Origin of the sequence: Brevibacillus sp. AY1 (assembly GCF_029870785.1) — a bacterium.
Classification (GTDB): Bacteria; Bacillota; Bacilli; order Brevibacillales; family Brevibacillaceae; genus Brevibacillus; species Brevibacillus invocatus.
Genome location: NZ_JAFLPN010000040.1, coordinates 11,944 through 32,418 on the forward strand (window position 1 = coordinate 11,944; position 20,475 = coordinate 32,418).

Sequence of the window (20,475 nt, forward strand, 5' to 3'; positions counted from 1 at the left end):
AAAGCCGGATATTCTCCGACTCTCCTCTTTGCTCTTATTCTGCTCATTATTGTCCAGCTACATCCCGGTATCGATTGTCCAAACTGACAAATTTGTTGTATTCCTTCAAAAACGCCAGCTCAACCGTACCCGTAGGGCCGTTACGTTGTTTGGCAATGATCACTTCGATGACATTCTTGTTCTCTGTTTCCTTGTCGTAATAGTCATCACGATACAGAAACGCTACGATATCCGCGTCCTGCTCAATCGAACCGGATTCACGAATGTCGGACATCATCGGACGCTTGTCCTGACGTTGCTCTACACCACGGCTCAGCTGAGAGAGCGCGATTACAGGAACATTCAGCTCACGGGCAATTCCTTTCAAGGTCCGGGAAATTTCCGATACCTCCTGCTGACGGTTATCGCCTTTCCCTCGTCCATGAATCAACTGCAAGTAATCGATCAGAATCATGCCAAGCCCTTTTTCTGCCTGCAGGCGGCGGCATTTGGCGCGTATGTCCATCACCGTGACACCTGGCGTATCGTCGATGTAGATCGGCGCCTTTGCCAGCGTACCGATCGCCATCGTCAGCTTCTGCCAGTCGTCTTCCTCCAGCCAGCCTGAACGCATCCTCGAAGCATCCAGATTTCCTTCTGCACAGATCATCCGCTGTACAAGCTGGGAAGCACCCATCTCCAGCGAGAAGATCGCGACGGTCTCTCCTGCACGGGCAGCTACATTCTGGGCTACATTCAGTGCAAAGGCTGTTTTCCCTACGGAAGGACGGGCAGCCAGGATAATCAAGTCACTTCGTTGAAAGCCTGAGGTCATCTTGTCCAGATCCGTATAACCGGATGGAATTCCTGTCACATCTCCACGGCGCTGGCTCAAAAACTCAATGCGCTCGTAGGTTTCCAATAGAACATCACGGATCGGAGTAAAGCCGCCGCTGTTGCGGTTGCGGCCAATCTCCATGATGTACTTCTCGGCATCCGAGAGGATCTCACCAACTTCATCCTCTCGCGAATAACCATCATTGGCAATCTTTGTTGCTGTATGAATCAATCGCCGTAAAAGCGATTTTTCTTCCACAATTTTGGCGTAGAATTCTATATTGGCTGCTGTAGGAACCGAGCTGGCGATCTCCGTCAGGTAGGTAACACCACCGACCTCATCCAGCAGCTTATGGTCCTGGAGCTCAGCTGTTACTGTAACGAGGTCGACCGGCTCACCCTTTTCATACAAGTCCACCATCGTCTGAAAGATGCGCTGATGCGCAGTCTTGTAAAAATCCTCCGGTCGGAGGATTTCTATGGCGGCGATGAGAGCTTCCTTGGATAAGAACACGGCACCAAGCACGGATTGTTCGGCTTCCTTGTTCTGCGGCGGCACACGATCCAAAAAAAGGTCGCTCACGTCACACCCTCCACATCTTCTTCATCATTATTCTTCTACTACGTGTACTTTGAGCGTTGCTGTCACTTCATTGTGCAGCTTCGCTTTGATCTGAGTGACGCCCAATGCGCGAATCGCATCCATCTCCAGCTTGCGTTTGTCCAACTTGATGTTGAACTGTTCTTCCAAGGCTTGCACGACCTGCTTGCTTGAAATCGCTCCGAACAATCGGCCGCCTTCACCTGCTTTTCCTGTCACCTTGACAGTCAGCTCAGCCAATTTGGCACCCAGCTCTTGTGCGTCCAGTTTTTCTTGCTCTTTGCGTTTTTCCTCGCTGCGTTTTTGTGCATCCAAGGTTTTTACGTTGCTGTTTGTCGCTTCCTTGACCAAGCCTTTTGGCAAAAGGAAATTGCGAACATATCCTTCAGAAAGATCTTTCACTTCGCCTTTTTTTCCTTGGCCTTTTACATCTTGAAGAAAAATGACTTTCATCATCGTTTCCCCCTTTATAAAAATTGGCCTATACGACCGTATCAATCGCGTCTTTCAATCGGTTGACGGCTTCTCGGATGGAAATTCCGTCGATTTGGGTAGCGGCTCCATTCAGGTGACCGCCTCCACCCAAATGCTCCATAATGGACTGGACATTGATATCGCCGAGTGACCGGGCACTGATCAGGATCGTATCATCTGCGCGTCTGGCTACGACGAAGGATGCCTGAATGCCGGATAGGGTCAACAGCTGTTCGGCTGCTTGGGCGACTTGCACCTGGGTATACTCTTCAGTCACATCACCAATCGCAATCGCCATGTTATCGCGATAGGATTCGGTATTCATGATGATGCGTGCCCGCTTCACGTACTGATTCAGATCTTCCTTCAGCAAACGCTGTACTGCTGCCGTGTCTGCACCATTGCGGCGTAAAAACGACGCGGCTTCGAACGTTCTCGAACCTGTTCGGAAAGCAAAGCTTTTGGTATCTACCACAATCCCTGCCAAGAGCGCAGTGGCAATCAAACTGTCGATGTTCAGTCGTTCACTTTGATATTGCAACAGCTCGGTTACCAGCTCAGCCGTCGAAGAAGCATAAGGCTCCAAGTAGAGCAGTACTGGCTCAATAAATTCCTCAGAACGGCGATGGTGGTCGATTACCACGACACGGCTGGTTTCACCCAGCAGCTTTGGTTCAATCACCAGTGAAGGACGATGAGTATCGACGACGACGAGCAACGTGCGTCCTGTCACCAGACGAATCGCCTGCTCCGGAGTAATGAACGATTCCGCCAATTCCTCGTTGGCGTAGATCTCCCTCATCAAACGTTCTACAGAGTGATTTCCTTCATCCATGACGATGTAGGCTTGCTTGTTGTGCACCTGAACAGCCTTGAGGACACCCAGAGATGCACCGACAGAGTCCATGTCTGGCTGCTTGTGCCCCATAACGATGACGTGCTCTGCCTCATGAATCAGGTCACGCAGGGCATGGGCGATGACACGAGCACGAACGCGCGTCCGTTTTTCCACGGCGTTTGACTTTCCGCCGTAAAAAGTCAGCTTGTTGCCGATCTTGACTGCAGCCTGATCGCCACCGCGTCCCAGAGCAATGTCCAAGCTGGATTGTGCCATTTGCCCCAATTCGGCATACGTGTTGGCAGCAGCCCCCATCCCGATGCTAAGCGTAATCGGAATCTTGTTATCTGCTGTCATCTCACGCACGACATCGAGAATATCAAATCGGCTTTCTTCCAGCTTATCTAGTGTTTCTCGTTCCATCAACGCCAAAAACTTGTCAGAAGAGATCCGGCGCAGATAGATGCGATGCTTGTTGGCCCAGTCATTAATGACACCCGCTACACTCGTGGACAGCAAGGTACGGCTCTGCTCATCCATCACTTGTCCAATCTCGTCCAGATTGTCCAGATGAATGATAGCAAGAGCTGCCTTTTCCCGATGATATCGGCTGGCCAGCTCCTTGTGCTCGGTGATGTCCCTGAAGTACAGCAAATACTCCTCATGCCGCACCAAAACCTCGTATACTCGTTCGTTGTACGTAAATTCGATCCGTTTCTGATCCGGCTTCCAAGTCAGTTGGGGAAAGACCTCTGTCAGACTTTTCCCAATGAGCAGCTCATCCCCGGACATATCTGTCATGAACGGATTTACCCATTCGATTGCCTTTTCCTCGTTGTACAGAAGGATCCCAATCGGCAATTCCTGAATAACGCCTTCGCCCGCTTTTTTCACCCGATGTGTAACCGTCGCGAGATAAAGACGTAGATCCCGTTGAAATCCTTTTTCCGCCTGGAGGGCATATAGCACTAGCCCAATCAAGCAGACGATGCCGATCGCCCCATACATCCAATGATGCAGGGACAAAATCCCCAGCAGCAGAAAGCTAAAGCAAAGTGCCAGGACCATATGCATCCCGTACCAACGCTTTAACAGGAACTTGGGCATTTCCTCAGCCCCTCTTCACTCTTGTTTCCAGCTTTTCGCGCAAACGTATACCCAAATCAAAGATGCCTATTAAACTCAGTATAGTGCTTAAGAACGGAAAAATAAATAGAGAGACAATAAGCACTGGAGTCATTCTTTTCCACCCGTACAGATCCGCCGCAAACAGACAAAAGCTGAGTCCCTGCAGGATAAAGATGACATCCAGGATCATTTTGAGGTTGTAAACAGCGCTTTCCCAGAATGTGTCCTTCAAGCCATTTCCAAACACCAGAATGCTGATCATGGCGATAAAGTAGTAGTACAGCAGAGATCTAGGAAAGTTCCACTGACGAATAGGCGGCAAGGCAGGTACAGGTCTTCCCAGTCGCTTGCCCAGCAGACGTGCCAGCCCATGTGTAATGAAGCTCTGGACAAAGCTGCTGATCACAAAAAACGCCGGGAGCACCATTTTGGCCAGCTCCATCGCCTGGGCGTACTCCTTCTCACTGACAAATTGTGGGCGTAGCTGATCAGCTTGTTTGATTAGTTCCTTAATGTCCACGTTCATCACAAACGTCAGGACGGCAAGCATCAGCACGTACCCCAAAAAAACAACGGCAGCGCCTGCAGTGAGCGCAGGAAGTGCCTTTCCTTTTTTGGAATACATGATGCCCATGACAGCTCCTAAAAACGCGGAAAGTAGGGCAATGGTTGCAGACGCAACTCCGTTAACGATCGATCCCAGGAGTGTAAATGCTATCGAGATCCAGACCATGTTGGACACGCTTCTGCGCAGGCCGAGCAGCAGAAACGGCAGTGGTAAGAAAAACACGGTGACAATCCCTAGAATGGTATATGTACTAAGAAACAAAAAAACGAGCGCAATACCCAACATCAGGGCATTTTCGGCCAAATGCTTGGTTTTCGAAGGCATATCAGCACCTCTTTGATGAAAGTAACAAAACGTTTATCAGCGTTTTGTAGACCATGATTCATTCACTTCCATATGCTTGACACACTTCGCGAATCCTTTTTTCCTTAAATCACGATATGGAAAAAAGAGGGCCACGCAATTGTGTCCCCCTTTTATAACCTGTGTGAACTATTCAGCCGTGTAAGGCAGAAGCGCTACTTGACGGGAGCGTTTGATCGCTACAGTCAGAGCACGTTGATACTTCGCGGAAGTACCAGTTACACGACGAGGCAGAATTTTTCCGCGCTCGCTGATGAATTTTTTGAGCAAGTCTACATCTTTATAGTCGATGTGCTTGATTTTGTTTACTTTGAAAAAGCAAACTTTACGACGTTTATTTGGACGTCCTTTGCGTGCCATTTGAGTTCCTCCTTCTTAGGAAAAGTGAAGTTTATACGATCTTAGAACGGCAATATTGAAGAACGCATACTGTGTAATTCCCCAATACTCCTTGTTCTAATTGAGTTTTTATTGGTTACACACCGTCCCTGTGTAAACCGTGAATTCACTTTTCTAAAATTACCACAAATACGTCTAGAAATCAAATGTTTAAATCGGACCTCGTTCCGACTCGATAATTGTACTTAAACAACCTCCTCGGTATATATACTAATGGTGGGGTACAGTCCCCTCCTTGCACTTAGAGCAAATAGGCTGCCAGGATTGGTTGTTCTGGTAGTCTATTTGTCTCTCCAGAACTAAACATGCAGAATTTAAACTTTTCCAGACGAGAGATGCATATGTAAATTTTTGTACTAAGCCCTCGTTGTCCCTGTTATTTTTCTTACTCTAAGGATTTAGCTGTTTATGATTATTCGCTTCGTCATTACTGCCAATTTCAACATAATATACGCTAACGTTCCGTAGACGGTTTCCTGTTCTTCATCCTCTCCCTCGGTGATACTTTATTTCGGAGCGAAACCATGCAGCAACAGCAGCTCATATGTCGCAAGGATGCCATTAGAGTCGCCGTATCGCGTCTCGTAGTGCTGGAACATGTCGTGAAAAAGGCGGCGTAGGCCGATTCGGCCGGAAGGGGAGGCTACCGAGGCGCTGGCGCCGATCGCTTTTATCGCATGGAGAAAATCGCGCACCGTCGGGTACCGTTCGATGCGGACGTTTTGGCGGCGCCGCGGGTTCATAAACCCGGCTGCGGCCAGCATTGCGTTCCACTCCTTAGCTGTATGCAGCGGCAGGCCGTGGCGCTGCGGCTTCAGGCCCTGCGCACGGTAAGCAAGCTCGAATGCGGTATGCAGCTCTCGAAACGTCTCCGCTCCGAACGTCGTGAATGCCAGCATTCCGCCTGGACGCAGCAGCCGCTTGAGCTCGCATAGTGTCTCCTGCGGGTGGGCAAGCCATTGGAAACAGGCGTTCGACACAATGAGTTCGAAGCTTCCGCAGGCCGCTTGTCGCGTCCAGGCTTCTACATCGGCAACCAGGAATTGTATATCCGGATTCAATCGTTTCTGGGTGGGGACCGCTGCACGAAGCCGGCGTTTCGCCGCCTCCAGCATGGCAGGCGCAACGTCAAGCGCCGTGATTTCGGCATTCGGCCAAACGTTCCGCAGCATGAGAGTTAGCGCCCCGGTGCCGCAGCCGATCTCCAATATTTTCGCATTTTCCATGTGGTTCCATGCGTCGCGCCCAATAACAAACTCCGCAAGCGATTCGGCCATGGCCCGCTGCACATGGGCATGCGCATCGTAATCTCCTGCGGCGCTTCGGCTAAAGCGGCGCCGTATCGTATCCAGTCTATCGCTCATACCACCAGCTCCTTATGGCATCGGCCACCTCCGTCTCCCGTCCCAGAAAAGGGGCATGGCCGCCATCTTCCACCGCAAGCAGTGACGCCCGCGGCAGCGACTTATGAAGCTCCTTCGCTGCGCCGAACGGACAAACGATGTCGTCCTGGCCGTGAACGACAAGCACGGGACATGCGATACCCGGCAGCAGCGGCCTGCAGTCCTCGTGTCTGAGCAGTTCCAGCCCGGCCAGCAACGCTTGGTTCGGCCACCGGCCAGCCGCAGGAAGCATCTCGTGGATGCCGCGTTCTAGCTCGCGCGGCGTAAAGAGGTTTTTGTGAAAATTCCACTCGACCGCAGCGCGGTCGTGCTTCAGAGCCGAACTCATCTGCCTGAGATAAGCGTCGGGCCAGCCGAGATCCGTTTCGCCTCTTGGGCGGATGAAGCGGGCGGTTGAGCCTAGCAGCACGAGACCTTCCGCTCCAAGCTCTCCGGCGAGTCTTAACGCCAGCAGCCCACCGAGCGACCACCCGGCGATCAGGAGCGGCCCGTCGGACGCCTGACGACAAGCGTGCGCCGCAACTTTCGCAATTACGTGCATCTGCTCCGGTGTTTTGGCATCATAATAATGGGCTACGCTATGCCGCCACTCCGGCAGCCGGCTACGCAGTTGATCCCTCAGCGGATTGAACACGTCATCGTCGATACTCCATCCGGTGAGCCACAAAATCGTACTGCAGCTATTCACCAGCCGTCACCCCCAGTGTCCGGCCTATTTCGCATATGCGGGCGGCGGCATCGGTTAGTTCGTCGTCGGTATGAGCGGCTGACAGCGAAAAGCGGATGCGCGCCGTCCCGGCGGGCACGGTTGGCGGCCTAATCGCCACAGCGGCAATACCTGCAACGTCGAGCGCTTCACTGAAACGGAGGGCCGCGGCGTTGTCTCCGGCGATGAGCGGGACGATCGGCGAGTCGCCGCTTTCGGTGCGGAAGCCGACATTCGCAAGTGCGGAGCGAAAGCTGACGCTTGCTGCGACAAGCCGCTTACGCCCTTCATGCTCCGCCTGTACGAGCTCGAGCGCCCGCAGAATACCTGCTATCACATGCGACGGCAAGGCCGTGGAGTAAATGAGCATCCGCGCTTTGTTCGTCAGCCAGCGGATCAGCGTTTTGCTGCCGCTGACGTAAGCGCCGTAGACCCCGAACGCTTTGCTGAAGGTGCCCATATGCACATCGACGTCGCGGTGTACGCCTAGCGCATGGCAGAGCCCCTCGCCATAAGAGCCGTAGAGGCCTCCGCTGTGCGCCTCGTCGACCATCAGTATCGCCCCGTACTCGCGCTTGAGTTCCGCGAGCTCCCAAAGCCGGGCCGCGTCGCCATCCATCGAGAAGACGGCGTCGGTGACAATCAGCTTGCGCCGTGCGCTGCGGTGCTTCTCCAGCAGCCATCGCAAGTGCTCCATGTCATTGTGGCGGTACCGGGCATGCTCGGCGCGGCTCAATATGATGCCGTCGACGATGCTCGCGTGGTTAATCCGGTCGCTGAATACGATGTCCCCCCGTCCGGCGAGCGCGCTGATTACGCCGCAGTTTGCCGTATAACCGCTTGAGAATACAAGGGCCGACTCGCACTGCTGCCATTCGGCAAGCGCCTGCTCCAATCGGCCGAATTGTGGCCGATTTCCGGTCACGAGGCGGGACGCTCCCGCACCCGAGCCGCTGCCCGTGTCCAGCGCATTTCGCATCGCTTCGGTAATGGCCGGATGTTGCGACAGACCAAGGTAGTCGTTGCCAGACAAGTTCAGCAGCGTCCGTCCGCCGCGAATTATCCAGCCCGGCCGTCCGGGAACAGGCGAGGAGCAGCGGAGCGTTCTTTCCAGCGCCTGCTCCGCCAGCGTCCCGAGCTCTTCTTCCATCCATCTCATACGTATCACCACTCCCCGCCTCAAAGGGCGCACTCTTCGATTTCAAAACCCAAATCTTCGATAATTTGGTGGTCGGCCGTCACTTCCTGGCCTGCCGTCGTCAAATAATCGCCGACAAAAAGCGAATTGGCCGCGTAGAGCGAAAGCGGCTGAAGCGAGCGAAGATTCACTTCCCGGCCGCCCGCGACGCGGATTTCCTTGGACGGGCAGATGAAGCGGAACAGCGCCAGCACTTTGAGTGACTTCATGGCCGGCGTGCGGCCCGCATTTTCGAGCGGCGTGCCCGGGATGGCATTCAGAAAGTTAATCGGTATGGAGTCCGCATCCAGTTCGCGAAGGGCGCAAGCCATCTCGATAATTTCCTCGTTTGTTTCGCCCATGCCGATAATGACGCCCGAGCAGGGCGACATCCCGTGCGTTTTCACTTTTTCGACCGTTTCGACCCGCTGATTATAGGTATGTGTCGTCGTGATCGACGAGTAGTTAGCTTTGCTAGTGTTCAGATTGTGGTTGTACCGGTGAACGCCGGCTTCCGCCAGCTTCTCGGCTTGGCCGTCCTTCAAAATGCCGAGGCACGCGCATATTTTGAGCGGCATCGTTTCGCGGATTTCTTTGACCGCCTCGACGACCTGCTCGAGCTCCTTGTCGGTAGGACCTTTGCCCGCCGCCACGATACAGTAGGTGCCAGCCTTACGGCTCATTGCTTCGCGCGCACCGGCCAGCAGCGTCTCCTTGTCAAGCAGCGTATATTTCTTGATGGGGGCCGTCGAGACGCTCGATTGCGAGCAGTAGCCGCAGTCCTCCGGACAGAGACCGCTTTTGGCGTTGATGATCATGTTGAGCTTTACTTTTTTGCCGTAAAAGTGCTTGCGCACCAAAAAGGCCGCCTGCAAAATCGGCAGCACCTCATCGTTGTCCGATTCCAGCACCGCAAGGCCTTCCTCCTGCGTCAGGCATTCTCCGTTCAGTGCCTTATGTGCCAGCTTCCGCCAATCCTTCTCCGCTGCGAACGTTATCACTGCAGATCTTCCTCTCCATTTTCAGTATGTACGTACCGAGCAGCCGAAAAAGCCGAGACCGCTGAGACCCCTTCCCTCAGCGTCGTCAAATTCAACATACGCCGGGCGATATCCGCGAGCTCCTGCGGACCGGGCTCATGCACAAGGCGAGGAAAACGGCCGAGAACTTTGAGCCCGCCGTACATTTCGATCAGCTCGGCATTGCTGGTAACACTCGGATCATCCGCTCCGCCTGTGGCAGGGTTGTCCGCGCCGTCATTCAGCACAACGCCGGCGATGGCCAGACCGAGCTGCCGCAAGTACGCGGCGGTGAGCAGCGTATGGTTGACTGTTCCCAGTCCCGAACGGGCGACGATCAGCACTGGCAAAGCGAGCCGCGTGGCCCAGTCCGCCACAAACGCATCTTCCGTAAGGGGCACAGCGACGCCGCCGGCCCCTTCGATGAGCAGTGCGTCATAGCGCCGCACAAGCGGCTCGCCCGCTTCGCGCAGTGCCGCAAACGTCAGCTCGACGCCTTCGCTCCGGGCGGCGAGCAGCGGTGTGAGCGGAGCGGCGAAAGTGAACGGCGCCACGGCCTCAGGCCGATCGTCGATGCCGCTGGCGCGCAGCAGCCGTTCAGCGTCGGTAACACCGCTTCCGAGCGGAGCGCCGGACTGCACCGGCTTCCAGACGCCGACGTTCAGTCCATCCGCGCGCAGCGCGGCGGCGATCGCCGCCGTCACAATCGTTTTGCCGACACCGGTATCGGTGCCTGTGACGAAAAACCCACGCAGCCCGCTCGTGTTCATCCGTCCCAGCCCCCCTCGGTCACGTCGCGGATGGAGGTCGCGAGGATGTCCGTCATCTCATCCAGCTCATCTTCCGTGCTTGCGAGAGGCGGGATGAAAACGACGACGTTCCCGAGCGGCCTCGTCAGCATGCCAAGCTCGCGGGCGCGCAGCGAGGTGCGGACTCCAATCCGTTCCGCCCAGTCGTAAGTCTCCTTCGAGGCATTATCCCTGACCAACTCAATACCGACGAGCAGACCCTTCTGGCGTATGTCGCCGACGTGCGGCCAATCCGCGAGCGGCGCGAGCTTGCGCGCCACCAGCTCGGCTTTGGTCCGGACGCCATCGACCGTGCGGCGTTCCTCCATCAGCCGCAGGCTGGCGAGCGCGACCGCGCAGCCGAGCGGATTGCCGCTGTAGGAGTGGCCATGGAAGAACGTCTTCCGTTCCTCGTAACCCGCGTAGAAGGCGTCGTATATCTCATCCGTCGCCAGCGTGGCGGCCACCGGCAAGTATCCGCCCGTAAGCCCTTTGCCGACGACCAGCAAATCCGGCGACACGCCCTCCAGCTCGCAGGCGAACATGGCTCCGGTTCGGCCGAAGCCTGTCGCGACTTCGTCGGCGATCAGCAGGACGCCGTATTTGCGGCAAAGCGCCGCGATTTCACGTAGGCAGCCTTCCGGCATGACGATAATGCCGCCGGCCCCCTGCACGATCGGCTCCACGATCATTGCGGTGGTTTCTTCGGCATGCGCCGCCAGCATGTCGCGTAGCGCGCCAAGCGTTTCCTCCATCGCCCCTGCAGTACCACCGGGATGACGGTAACCGTAAGGGTACGGAATGATACGCGAAGGGAACAGCATCGGGCGGAATACTTCGTGATAAAGCGGAATCGCGCCGACGCTGACGGCGCCGATCGTATCGCCGTGGTAAGTCTCTTTCATCGTTATGAACGAATGCTTCCCGCGCACACCGCGGTTATGCCAGTATTGGAAAGCCATTTTAAGCGCAATCTCGACGCCGGTCGCTCCGGCATCGGAATAAAAAACTTTCGTCAATCCCGGCGGCGCGATTTCCGCCAGCTTCGCCGCCAGCTCGATGGCCGGCACATTGGCCATGCCAAGAAGCGTGGAATGGGCGACGCGGCCAAGCTGCTCCTCGATCGCCCGGTTCAATTCCGGGACATTGTGCCCGTGCACATTTAACCACACGGACGAAAACCCGTCGTAATACGAGCGCCCCTGCACGTCGTACACTTTGACACCTTCGCCACGCTCAATAATGAGCGGGTCTGAATTGACGTAGTCTTTCATCTGCGTAAAAGGATGCCATAGATGGGCCTTGTTCATCGCTGCAAGCTGACCATACGTCGCTGCCACAGCCAATCACTCTCCATTCGCTTTGAGGATTGTCAACCTTACATCTTTAGAAAGGTTGACAATTATGCTATGGCCATTTTAGCAATTCGCAGGAATCCTGTAAGCATATTGTTAACCTAGTAGAGCGATCATTGGTTAACAAATCCCGACTCAAGCAGATCCAGTACAAGAACCGTTGGAGTGGATTCTCAACAGCATTGTTCCGATACTCATAGTAATATCAGTTCGCTTTTGCCTTTTGGCTGCTTTTTCTCAAAGGCATGAATCACTCCACTATTGATCACCACGTGACTTTCATTGATGATCCCTTCTTGCTTGCAGCGTTCCAGATGAAATGGCCCACCGGCTTTGCTGTCCGAAATGCCAGCACACGCGCTTACGAAATTACACCACGTAAACTTCCGCTTTACGAATCTGCCAGTTGTGGGCATCAAACGACCGTAATCGCGGATACGATCTTTGAAAAAACGCGAACCGATTTACTGAAGTGGTTCTGGGCCATTTATTTGATCGGCCACGATAAACGCGGTATTTCGGCCACTCAACTTTCCGAAGAATTGGAAGTCGCTTATCAGACTGCTCCGGGGCATCGAACACAAAATCCGTAAGGCGATGAGCGACCTTGATGCGTCCTATTGCCGGCATCGTGGAGTTGGATGAAGCTTTATTCGGGGCGCCCTCGCAAGACGGGAAGCGCGGGCGCGGAACGGAGCAAACTCCCCGTATTGGTAGCACTGTCGCTCGACAAGAAAGGCTTCCCGAAAACACCTCAAAATGCAAGTCATCCCTGACGTGAAAGGGATGACGCTTGTTGACTTCGCCCAGAAATATATTGAAGAAGGAGCGACGATAGCCAAGTGACGGTTATCATACATACTGCGCCCTGGAAAAAGAACGCTTTAAACACCTCGCGAAAAAATACGAATTAGCCACGAGATGAAGGGCGAAATGTTCAATCGGCTTGTCAAATGCTGTGTGTCGACGGAGACGAATACCTATCTTGAGCTAGTTGGATAATCAAATCTTTATATTATCACAGATTAGGTTACAAACGGATCCGCTTTTTCCCCAACTCCAAAATCCCTAATCAGAAAGGCGAAAAAAATCCCGCCTAATGAAGGCAGGATCTTCATTCAATTAACTCTGGGCATTTGGAAAAATTCGCTGAACCATATCGCTAAATTCCTTGAAAAATCCGCTAACGGGTCTTCCTTGCGCAACATCGCTCACGTATCGGTTCACGTGTTCCACAAAATTGGGATTCGTGGATACATACACATTTTTAATGGTCGGATCCGTCGCCTTGACTTGCTGGGCAATTCGGCTTTCTATTTCCGAGGTTAACTGGCCCTGATTCGTATCCAACGTTGCCGCCACATAGGCGTTATTTTGAGTAACGAGAACATTCGCCTTCCGCACGCCGGGAATCTGAGTTATCTTATCCGCCGCTTGTTGCGCAATTCGAATGCGGTTATCGACGTTCTGCGGCATTTGATTTGGAGCCTGCTGCGTTCTTGCCTCTTGCGTTTTCACTTGATTGTTTTGGGTGTTTCGCTGATTCGTGCATCCTGTCGTAAGAACCGGCACCATAACAAGCAGTAAAACTACGCTCTTCATTCTAGCTGTGTTTGAAAACATATCTAGCTCCTTTGCTGACGTTTTTTATATTATGGTTCAACAATTCAAGTTTCATGCGGGAGTGCAATTCCTTTTTACAACCAGAAAAGCGACGGACAAATGTCCGCCGCTAAAAGCTTACCCTGTTGGGCTTTTATTCGGGTTATCCAGGCATTACAGGTGAGCGTTACCCCTAGTTCTTTACACAAATCGTCATAAATCTGTTCTCTAGGATGCTCGTCTATGAAATGTCTTGTAAGAAATTCATACCATACCTGGTCAAAAGGAACATTTCCCCCATGAACGAAACGAAGGGTCATCCAGCGATCCAATAATTTCATACGGAATTTTTCCAGTTCAGCACCTCGCTTCAAGTGATAATCTTCTCTCAAGCAACCTCTTCCGGTCGAGGGGGTATTTGATGAACGGTTGCTCCCATGAGACCTTGAAAATATTTCGCCCTTTCCAAATGATGCAGTTTGCATTGGTCTTGATAATGCGACATTTTCATGTGCCACTCGTACATCTGACGAATATAAACAGTGTGGTCATGTGAATACATAGGCATTGCATAATGAGTAAAGGTCTGCATCCTTGATAGTTCCTCCCTAGGGGTTTTGATTATTGGTGAGGTTACCTCACATCAACAGTCTATGGAGGGACGTCTTAGGATAAAACCTCCCTCTCTGCAAGCGGGTGAGCAGGGGACTTGGATTGCTACCACGGACAGGAGTCTGGACGAATCCCCCACTGCCTCTATCTACAAAGGTTCCGATCAATTCCCCCGTCGGAGTCTTTGTAACCACTTTTGCGAAAACGGCAAACGCGGCAAAACTGTGGGGGATATCGGCGTTGAACCCGCGGGCTATAACAGCGAGGCAAGCAGGTGCGCCGCTTGATCGAGTACGCGATGTGAACGGGAGCGCTGCAGTAATTCTTCCATGCGCAAGGGCGCGGAATTCGTCAGGTCATGATCAATTGCTCCGTGAGTTCCCGCGCTACACCGGCGCTGTACAAAACTTCGCACACCTTGTAATTGAGGCGATTGCTTCTTAAATCATAATTCGCCGAACATACCACAGCCGTTTCCCCATCGACGACCATCACCTTTGCGTGCAGCATCCCTTTTTCGTACATGTAAATCTGTACCCCGGCTTCCGTAGTAGGTACGGCTCCTATCCTAGAAGCCGGGCACATGCTTCATCCACGAGGCTTTGCTACGAGCGACGCAAGAAAAGAGAAAATGATCGCTGCTGAAACGCCGGCGCTCGTTACCTCAAAAATCCCGGTGATGATGCCGATCCATCCGTCCTGCTGCAGCTCCTGAAGCGCTCCATGAACCAGAGAGTTTCCAAAACTAGTGATCGGGACGGTCGCGCCGGCGCCCGCAAACTCGATCAGACGTTCGTACAAACTTTTTCCCTTGTAAGGAATGCCGTCGACAATCGCGCCCAGCACGACAAGCGTACTCATCGTGTGGGCCGGAGTCAGTTTGCCAACATCGATCAGCAGCTGTCCGAGTACGCAAATGGCTCCCCCGATGATGAATGCCCAAACGAAGTCCATCATGATCCGTTCCCCCTATTCTCAATGGCTACCGCATGCGCTATGCAAGGAATGCTCTCCCCCTGCTGAAAGGTTAACGGAGATAGAAGCGCCCCCGTTGCCACCACGAGCATGCGGTTATACTCGCCTTTCTGCAGCTTTTTGAGCAAATGTCCGTAGGTCACTGCCGCGGAACAACCACAACCGCTGCCACCTGCCATGGCGAAAGGCTGCTTCTCGCGATCGTAAATCATCAGTCCGCAATCGTCATATTTCGTCTGATGAATCGGAACTTTGTGCTTCTCGAACAATTCGCATGCCAGCTCATAACCTACCTTCGCCAGGTCGCCGGTCACGATCAAATCGTAATATCCCGGTTCGATGTTGAAATCGCGGAAATGCGCCTGGATCGTATCGACGGCTGCCGGCGCCATCGCTGCTCCCATGTTGAACGGATCCTTGATGCCCATGTCGACGACGCGGCCGATTGTGGCCCTGGTGACGATAGGGCCGTTGCCTTGCAGCGACACCACGGCCGCTCCCGCTCCGGTTACCGTATATTGGGCGGTTGGAGGCTTCTGGGCCCCGTATTCCGTCGGATAACGGTACTGTTTCTCCGACGAACAATTGTGGCTGCACGTTCCAGCCATGGCGTAACGGGCCGAACCGTAATTAACGATGTGGGCCGAAAGCGCCAAGCTTTCCATAGATGTCGAGCAAGCGCCGAATACACCGAGATACGGAATCGCCAGCGTTCGCGCAGCAAAACTGTTGCTGATGATCTGGTTCATCAGATCGCCGCCGATGTATCCTTGGTAATGCCTGCGTTTTCCACGGCCAGTTTGGTCGCTTCCTCGAGCATTTTTTTCTCCGCCTGCTCCCAGCTTTTCTGCTCCAGCATCAGGTCGCCGTGCGCGATATCGAAGTCGTTGCCGAGCGGGCCTTGCGCTTCGTCCGGACCGACAACCGATGCGGCAGCCACAATCACGGGCTGATGTTCAAAGCTCCAGCTTTGATGTCCTTGCAGCATGTCCGATCACCCCTTCAGTCCCAGAATCCAATGTATAATGCCAATCACGAAGGCGGCCACCGTACCGAACACGATCACGGATCCGGTCAGCTTGAACATGTTGCCGCCAACGCCCAGAACGAGCCCTTCGCTGCGATGCTCGAGCGCCGCCGAACACATTGAATTGGCAAAGCCTGTAACCGGAACAGATGTACCTCCGCCTGCCCACTGCGCGATTTTGTCATAGACGCCGAAGCACGTCAGGATGACGGAGAGCAAGATCAAGACGGCAACGGTTGGATTACCTGCTGTCTTCTCCGAAAAACCGAACACCGTCTGAAACAACTTCATCAGCCCTTCGCCAATTAAACAAATGATCCCTCCCACCAAAAAGGCGCGCAGACAGTTGCGCACGACCGGACGCGGAGGCTCCTTGGACTTGGCCATCCGCTGGTATTCCTGCTGGGTTAACGTGACTTTCTTCAGCTTGCTTTTACTTTGGCCTGCGACGCTCATCTTCATTGCCCTCCTAGCGTTTTAACAGCGGCGTCATGCCGGAGATGATGTTCTCCATGCTCTCTGCGCATTGTTCATACATGGTTTTTACTTGACTTTGTTTCGATTCCAGCGCAAACATTTCCAGATCTGCGGCGCACTTTTTTAGCGTCGCCAGCAGCACCGCTTTGGACGATGGAGCTGGAACCTTCAGCTGATCGTCATACAGATCGACAAACAGCTGCCCATACGAATCCACCTGTCCCAGAAACACATTTTCCAGCGGGATGCCCATCTTATCCAATTCCGTTTGCAGCCATCCCCGGTTCAGTCCAATCGTAGCCAGCGGCTCGTCCATAATAACGCCATCCATCACAACGGTTTGCGGCTCTTGTTCGGGCGCCGTTTTCACACCGAGATGAGCGGGCGTCAGCGGCTGATTTCTTTTTTCAGCAGCACGCTCAAGTCACCGCTCGCTTCCAGCATGGCGAACTCCACGTCTGCGACCCGGAATACGTTTTTGGTCCGCAATTGCTCCATCAGTTCATCGGCGGTATAACGTTCCTTTTTCAAGTTATCCTCAAGAACTTTACCGTCTTTAATGACGACCCTCCCCTTGCCTTCCAACCACTCCCGAAGCGTCTTGCTTTTTAACGTAAGGAGTTCGGCAACGAATGGAACGAAAAACCAGATGAAAATGGCAATCATACCATACACGTAATGCCCCTCGATATCCGTGGACATGAATCCGGCTACTTCGCCAAGCGTAATGCCAGTAATGTACTCGAAAAAAGTCAGCTGTGAAATTTGCTTCTTTCCCAAAATACGCGTGAGGACAAACAGCATCACTACCGCGCCCAGGGAACGAAATACGATAAACGACCAACCCGGCATGGAAGACTCCCTTTCTTCTTGTGCAATTTTTCCATAGTATTTATTTATGATTGTCCGGAGTCATATTTTGCAGCTGAAAAAGACATCTTATCTTATATGAGAGGTTAATCAGGAAAGGAGGGATTCGACAATGACTGTAGCTACTCAGGTCAAAACTTGCCTGGCTTCGCTGAAAAGCGCCCAGGCTAGTCTGGAACAATTCGCGCTGAACACGCAAAACCAGGAAGCGAAGACTATGTTCGAGCAAGCTGCGAAGCAAACCCAGCAAATCGCCGATCAGATAAACGCCCGTGTTCAGCAGATCGAAAACGAAGAACCGCAATTCAAGGACTTCTAGTCCATCCATAAACAAAACCGGAAGGAGATCCCGGCTAGTGCAGCAAATGATCCGCAGCTGTACCGCCGGTGTACTGCTGCCGATCCGCACGGCACGACTCGCAAAAATGAAGAATGGTGTCGGATACACTGCCTTCCGCTGCCGCCTCCGTATCCTCCCGCTCTTCAGCCCCGCAAACCTCGCATACGCTGATCACGATTTCCGCTCCTCGCGAAATTTTGCAGTTGCCATGCCTGTATCCTCCCAAATCTCGCGCAGCCTGCTTGTCAGGTCGCCGATTTTCTTTGCAAATAGTCGCAAATGCCACGCAAGAGGTTCAGCAGCATGCCGAACGAGACTTGCACCTCTGCCTCGCCTAGCGCCTTCAGCATCCCGAGCAAACCAGCGCGCCTTATCTTGGGAATGGTTTTTGGGTATACGCATCGTCAAGTGAAAAAACGACCGCCTTCTTTTTAAAGAAAGCGATCGTTTTTTCACTTGCTGTTTTATTGATACTGCCGTGGCTGCAAATTCTGATTCTGCCAGCTCTGAGCCATTGGCCAGCCCGCATTCTGCACGCCGGCTTGTTGTTGCGCTGTTTGTTGAAGCTGAGAACAAATTTGCATCGCCTGCTGCATCTGCTGTATGGCAGTTTGATGTCCTTGCAGAACAGATTGAATGGTTTGAACCGCTTGACGTTCTTTCTGGGCCAGCTGATCCAGTTGGGCGGCGTTTTGCTGCTCCTGTTGCAACATTTGTTGATACATGTTGCTCGATTGCTGGGTTTGCTGGATCAACTGTTGAATAATCTGCGCGCATTGGCTTGCTTGCTGTGAAAGGTTTTGTTGATACACGATTTTTGACCTCCTTCAATATGGTAGGACTTCATCCCCCAAAGCTTATTATGTGCAAGCGCCCATTTTTCATGTAACGCCTATATTGTGATCTCACAATTCATTTTAATGAAACTGCATTCATTTTAATGAAACTGCACATCAATTTGCCGTTGGGTATCGGCTTTTAATTTCGGCATGCGAACTTCAAGGACACCGTTGCGATACGTTGCTGTCGTTCCTTCCGTTTGAACGCGTGATGGCAAAGACACCGACCGTTGGAACCGTCCGACAAACCGTTCTTTGCGATGTATTTGTTCCTGCTTCACTTCATTCGCTTGCTTTATGGTCCCACTAATTGTAAGCATGTTTTCATCCACATCGATATGAAGGTCTTCTTTTTTATCCAAACCAGGGATTTCACAAGAAGCAATCACTTCATGTTCAGTCTCAAATACATCAATACGAGGGGTAGCAAATCCCAGACGCGCGCCTATTTCAGGAAAACCTTCGTTAAAAATTTTTTCCAAATCCCTTCTCCATAGATCGGTATTGCGAAACGAATCCCAAGGAATGAGCGGCATGTAAGTTCCTCCATTGTCACATTATCTTTTTTTCAGCTTTATTTTGTACTCTTCGGAAAATATTATTCTTTGCTACCCTGCATAGTTGAATTGGAATATGCCTTTGGTCAGAAACTCCCGGCAATAGCCCCCGAAAAAAATTTTTGAGGGTTTGTTGTGTAGCCATTGGCATTTACAGCAATGTTACCGACAATTTTAAGTTGTTCCCGTAAATGTCGGTAATTGAACGATAACATTTGTGCCGACCTCCGAGCTTTCGAAATTCAAAGAGCCCCCCATTTTTGCGATCATAGCATGACTGAAACTAAGCCCAAATCCGATAGCGTCCGGTTTACTTGTAATAAACGGTAGGATGATTCGGGACTGCAGATCTTTTGGAATTCCTGCTCCTTGATCGCGAACAATGATGTGGATATGATTATCCGTAATGTTTATTCGGAGCGTTAAGACAGAACCTGGGGGACTTGCATCTAATGCGTTGTCAATGATTTCTTGCAGCGCCGCTCGCAGCAACTTGGGGTGTCCAAACACAAAACCGTTTCGCTCCGGATATTCCAGAGCGAAACGTACTGTTTTCTCCAACGCTTGAACCTGTATATCGGGGACCCATTCTTGCATAAACGAAAGGACAGAAACAGGAGCAAATTTCCATTCAAAAGGTTTCCCAAAGAGCAAAAACCGCTGCAACGCTTTGTCGATCGTCTGAATTTGCTCATCGAGCAGCTTAAAGTATCCTGTCATTTTCTGATGAGGCAGAGATGCCGCAAATTGCAAAACGGAAACATGATCCTTCGAACTTTTTTCCAGAAGTTGAAGCGTCCCTTTGATTACCGCTAAAGGATTTAAAATGATATTGGCTGTGCCCGCCGCCATATGCCCAATCGTTTCCCTTCTTTCTTTCTCACATTGAATTTGCACGTACTGTTGAAAATCTTGGATATCGGCCATTAGAACAAAACATTCCCCTTTTAACTGAGGGTATACATAGGCGATCATGGATCGCACTTTGCCATCTAACTTCTCTTGTACGAGTACTCCCGGGTAATTCTTTTTATCCTGCAATACTTGCCCCACGATCGCTTGTATTGCCGAGTGTGCAGGGAATTCTTCTTCGGGGGTTACTGAGTACCATGTGTTCATGGTTGTATTTAACCATAAAATTCTGGCTTCTGAATCAACGACAGCCAGTCCAATATCCATTTGATCGGAATTCATAAGGAACTCTACGATTTGCTTCATCTCTATTAACGTCCTCCATTTGCTTCCTCCATTAACTCCCTTCCCGGCCACTTATCATGTGCAAACTGCAGTAAACAAGCGAGCGAATTTCTCGTCACGAAGTGGATGGGTTATGAATAAAATTAAACCCACTTTCAAAGAAGTTATTAACTCAACTTTCGCAGAGCGAAAATGAGAGTATTCCCTTGGTACAACTAGTTTAAAGCCGATTTTAGAATGCTCCTTGAAAAATAGAAAAACACCACTCCTTTTGGTAAAGTGAAAGTGTCGAGGAATCACTACCATACAGGAGAGGTGTCCTTTCTATGATAGAGCAAACTCAA

General features: G+C 52.1%; 23 protein-coding genes and 2 pseudogenes. 2 read left to right on the forward strand and 23 right to left on the reverse strand.

Annotated features, from left to right (window positions below; translation table 11 throughout):
• Positions 1–46: 46 nt before the first annotated feature.
• The 11 genes from dnaB to bioA form a co-directional block, all read right to left on the reverse strand.
• Positions 47–1,399 (reverse strand): replicative DNA helicase, encoded by a 1,353-nt coding sequence (gene dnaB / locus JZI27_RS21050; protein ID WP_122909517.1) that lies wholly within the window; start codon positions 1,397–1,399, stop codon positions 47–49.
• 27 nt (positions 1,400–1,426) lie between these two features.
• Entirely contained in the window at positions 1,427–1,870 is a 444-nt protein-coding gene (rplI, locus tag JZI27_RS21055; RefSeq protein WP_122909518.1) for a 50S ribosomal protein L9, read from the reverse strand.
• A 28-nt stretch (positions 1,871–1,898) separates the two neighbouring features.
• Positions 1,899–3,836, reverse strand: a complete 1,938-nt coding sequence (locus tag JZI27_RS21060) for a DHH family phosphoesterase (protein ID WP_122909519.1) — start codon at positions 3,834–3,836, stop codon at positions 1,899–1,901.
• A 4-nt stretch (positions 3,837–3,840) separates the two neighbouring features.
• Complete coding sequence (locus JZI27_RS21065) at positions 3,841–4,749, reverse strand: DUF2232 domain-containing protein (protein ID WP_122909520.1); 909 nt, start codon at positions 4,747–4,749, stop codon at positions 3,841–3,843.
• Positions 4,750–4,917: 168 nt separating this feature from the next.
• Positions 4,918–5,148, reverse strand: coding sequence for a 30S ribosomal protein S18 (gene rpsR / locus JZI27_RS21070; protein WP_122909521.1), 231 nt, complete (start codon positions 5,146–5,148; stop codon positions 4,918–4,920).
• A gap of 545 nt (positions 5,149–5,693) precedes the next feature.
• Positions 5,694–6,551, reverse strand: coding sequence for a malonyl-ACP O-methyltransferase BioC (gene bioC / locus JZI27_RS21075; RefSeq protein ID WP_280209134.1), 858 nt, complete (start codon positions 6,549–6,551; stop codon positions 5,694–5,696).
• Complete coding sequence (locus tag JZI27_RS21080; RefSeq protein ID WP_280209135.1) at positions 6,541–7,278, reverse strand: alpha/beta fold hydrolase; 738 nt, start codon at positions 7,276–7,278, stop codon at positions 6,541–6,543. Before JZI27_RS21080 ends, bioC begins: the two co-directional genes overlap by 11 nt.
• The gene (bioF, locus tag JZI27_RS21085; protein WP_280209136.1) at positions 7,271–8,455 is read right to left on the reverse strand and encodes an 8-amino-7-oxononanoate synthase; all 1,185 of its coding nucleotides are present in this window, start codon (positions 8,453–8,455) and stop codon (positions 7,271–7,273) included. The genes JZI27_RS21080 and bioF overlap by 8 nt, the downstream gene beginning before the upstream one ends.
• A gap of 20 nt (positions 8,456–8,475) precedes the next feature.
• Positions 8,476–9,474, reverse strand: coding sequence for a biotin synthase BioB (bioB, locus tag JZI27_RS21090; protein WP_481752835.1), 999 nt, complete (start codon positions 9,472–9,474; stop codon positions 8,476–8,478).
• Complete coding sequence (gene bioD / locus JZI27_RS21095; RefSeq protein WP_280209137.1) at positions 9,471–10,262, reverse strand: dethiobiotin synthase; 792 nt, start codon at positions 10,260–10,262, stop codon at positions 9,471–9,473. The genes bioB and bioD overlap by 4 nt, the downstream gene beginning before the upstream one ends.
• Positions 10,259–11,590, reverse strand: a complete 1,332-nt coding sequence (gene bioA / locus JZI27_RS21100) for an adenosylmethionine--8-amino-7-oxononanoate transaminase (RefSeq protein WP_280209152.1) — start codon at positions 11,588–11,590, stop codon at positions 10,259–10,261. Before bioA ends, bioD begins: the two co-directional genes overlap by 4 nt.
• A gap of 359 nt (positions 11,591–11,949) precedes the next feature.
• On the opposite strand from bioA, the gene JZI27_RS21105 reads away from it, so the two are divergent.
• On the forward strand, positions 11,950–12,228 hold the full coding sequence (locus tag JZI27_RS21105) for a hypothetical protein (protein ID WP_179136052.1): 279 nt from the start codon (positions 11,950–11,952) through the stop codon (positions 12,226–12,228).
• A 529-nt stretch (positions 12,229–12,757) separates the two neighbouring features.
• On the opposite strand, the gene JZI27_RS21110 is transcribed toward JZI27_RS21105, so the two are convergent.
• The 7 genes and pseudogenes from JZI27_RS21110 to JZI27_RS21140 all read right to left on the reverse strand — a co-directional run bounded on the left by JZI27_RS21110 (position 12,758) and on the right by JZI27_RS21140 (position 17,180).
• Positions 12,758–13,258, reverse strand: a complete 501-nt coding sequence (locus JZI27_RS21110; protein WP_280209138.1) for a YhcN/YlaJ family sporulation lipoprotein — start codon at positions 13,256–13,258, stop codon at positions 12,758–12,760.
• Positions 13,259–13,332: 74 nt separating this feature from the next.
• Positions 13,333–13,629 (reverse strand): hypothetical protein, encoded by a 297-nt coding sequence (locus tag JZI27_RS21115; protein ID WP_280209139.1) that lies wholly within the window; start codon positions 13,627–13,629, stop codon positions 13,333–13,335.
• Positions 13,630–14,200: 571 nt separating this feature from the next.
• A complete protein-coding gene (locus JZI27_RS21120) occupies positions 14,201–14,374 on the reverse strand; it encodes a phospholipase D-like domain-containing protein (protein WP_280209140.1) in 174 nt (57 codons plus the stop codon).
• A gap of 63 nt (positions 14,375–14,437) precedes the next feature.
• The gene (gene spoVAE, locus JZI27_RS21125) at positions 14,438–14,803 is read right to left on the reverse strand and encodes a stage V sporulation protein AE (RefSeq protein ID WP_079911487.1); all 366 of its coding nucleotides are present in this window, start codon (positions 14,801–14,803) and stop codon (positions 14,438–14,440) included.
• Positions 14,803–15,812 (reverse strand): annotated as a pseudogene (gene spoVAD, locus JZI27_RS21130) (stage V sporulation protein AD). Before spoVAD ends, spoVAE begins: the two are co-directional and overlap by 1 nt.
• Before the next feature lie 6 nt (positions 15,813–15,818).
• Complete coding sequence (gene spoVAC, locus JZI27_RS21135) at positions 15,819–16,307, reverse strand: stage V sporulation protein AC (RefSeq protein WP_481752836.1); 489 nt, start codon at positions 16,305–16,307, stop codon at positions 15,819–15,821.
• Positions 16,308–16,320: 13 nt separating this feature from the next.
• Positions 16,321–17,180 (reverse strand): annotated as a pseudogene (locus JZI27_RS21140) (DUF421 domain-containing protein).
• A gap of 130 nt (positions 17,181–17,310) precedes the next feature.
• Between JZI27_RS21140 and JZI27_RS21145 the strand changes: the two are divergent.
• Positions 17,311–17,517 carry a DUF1657 domain-containing protein gene (locus tag JZI27_RS21145; RefSeq protein ID WP_280209142.1) on the forward strand — a complete coding sequence of 69 codons (207 nt, stop codon included), beginning with the start codon at positions 17,311–17,313 and terminating at the stop codon, positions 17,515–17,517.
• A gap of 34 nt (positions 17,518–17,551) precedes the next feature.
• On the opposite strand, the gene JZI27_RS21150 is transcribed toward JZI27_RS21145, so the two are convergent.
• The 5 genes from JZI27_RS21150 to JZI27_RS21170 all read right to left on the reverse strand — a co-directional run bounded on the left by JZI27_RS21150 (position 17,552) and on the right by JZI27_RS21170 (position 20,152).
• Positions 17,552–17,713, reverse strand: coding sequence for a hypothetical protein (locus JZI27_RS21150; protein ID WP_179136053.1), 162 nt, complete (start codon positions 17,711–17,713; stop codon positions 17,552–17,554).
• Positions 17,710–17,946, reverse strand: a complete 237-nt coding sequence (locus JZI27_RS21155) for a hypothetical protein (protein ID WP_348521381.1) — start codon at positions 17,944–17,946, stop codon at positions 17,710–17,712. Before JZI27_RS21155 ends, JZI27_RS21150 begins: the two co-directional genes overlap by 4 nt.
• A gap of 56 nt (positions 17,947–18,002) precedes the next feature.
• Positions 18,003–18,350 (reverse strand): hypothetical protein, encoded by a 348-nt coding sequence (locus JZI27_RS21160; protein ID WP_023559073.1) that lies wholly within the window; start codon positions 18,348–18,350, stop codon positions 18,003–18,005.
• Positions 18,351–18,475: 125 nt separating this feature from the next.
• Positions 18,476–18,913 carry an Hsp20/alpha crystallin family protein gene (locus JZI27_RS21165; protein WP_054943631.1) on the reverse strand — a complete coding sequence of 146 codons (438 nt, stop codon included), beginning with the start codon at positions 18,911–18,913 and terminating at the stop codon, positions 18,476–18,478.
• Between the two features lie 195 nt (positions 18,914–19,108).
• Positions 19,109–20,152 carry an ATP-binding protein gene (locus tag JZI27_RS21170; RefSeq protein WP_280209146.1) on the reverse strand — a complete coding sequence of 348 codons (1,044 nt, stop codon included), beginning with the start codon at positions 20,150–20,152 and terminating at the stop codon, positions 19,109–19,111.
• Positions 20,153–20,475 lie beyond the last annotated feature (323 nt).

Excerpts from the sequence above, each read along its gene's own strand:
- bioA (WP_280209152.1), bottom strand. The coding sequence starts at position 11,590 with ATGAACAAGGCCCATCTATGGCATCCTTTTACGCAGATGAAAGACTAC.
- JZI27_RS21170 (WP_280209146.1), bottom strand. The coding sequence starts at position 20,152 with ATGAAGCAAATCGTAGAGTTCCTTATGAATTCCGATCAAATGGATATT.
- JZI27_RS21165 (WP_054943631.1), bottom strand. The coding sequence starts at position 18,913 with ATGCCGCTCATTCCTTGGGATTCGTTTCGCAATACCGATCTATGGAGA.
- JZI27_RS21145 (WP_280209142.1), top strand. The coding sequence starts at position 17,311 with ATGACTGTAGCTACTCAGGTCAAAACTTGCCTGGCTTCGCTGAAAAGC.
- JZI27_RS21110 (WP_280209138.1), bottom strand. The coding sequence starts at position 13,258 with ATGTTTTCAAACACAGCTAGAATGAAGAGCGTAGTTTTACTGCTTGTT.
- bioC (WP_280209134.1), bottom strand. The coding sequence starts at position 6,551 with ATGAGCGATAGACTGGATACGATACGGCGCCGCTTTAGCCGAAGCGCC.
- spoVAE (WP_079911487.1), bottom strand. The coding sequence starts at position 14,803 with ATGGACTTCGTTTGGGCATTCATCATCGGGGGAGCCATTTGCGTACTC.
- JZI27_RS21060 (WP_122909519.1), bottom strand. The coding sequence starts at position 3,836 with ATGCCCAAGTTCCTGTTAAAGCGTTGGTACGGGATGCATATGGTCCTG.
- bioF (WP_280209136.1), bottom strand. The coding sequence starts at position 8,455 with ATGAGATGGATGGAAGAAGAGCTCGGGACGCTGGCGGAGCAGGCGCTG.
- JZI27_RS21105 (WP_179136052.1), top strand. The coding sequence starts at position 11,950 with ATGAAATGGCCCACCGGCTTTGCTGTCCGAAATGCCAGCACACGCGCT.
- JZI27_RS21120 (WP_280209140.1), bottom strand. The coding sequence starts at position 14,374 with ATGTACGAAAAAGGGATGCTGCACGCAAAGGTGATGGTCGTCGATGGG.
- rplI (WP_122909518.1), bottom strand. The coding sequence starts at position 1,870 with ATGAAAGTCATTTTTCTTCAAGATGTAAAAGGCCAAGGAAAAAAAGGC.
- bioD (WP_280209137.1), bottom strand. The coding sequence starts at position 10,262 with ATGAACACGAGCGGGCTGCGTGGGTTTTTCGTCACAGGCACCGATACC.
- JZI27_RS21065 (WP_122909520.1), bottom strand. The coding sequence starts at position 4,749 with ATGCCTTCGAAAACCAAGCATTTGGCCGAAAATGCCCTGATGTTGGGT.
- spoVAC (WP_481752836.1), bottom strand. The coding sequence starts at position 16,307 with ATGAGCGTCGCAGGCCAAAGTAAAAGCAAGCTGAAGAAAGTCACGTTA.
- rpsR (WP_122909521.1), bottom strand. The coding sequence starts at position 5,148 with ATGGCACGCAAAGGACGTCCAAATAAACGTCGTAAAGTTTGCTTTTTC.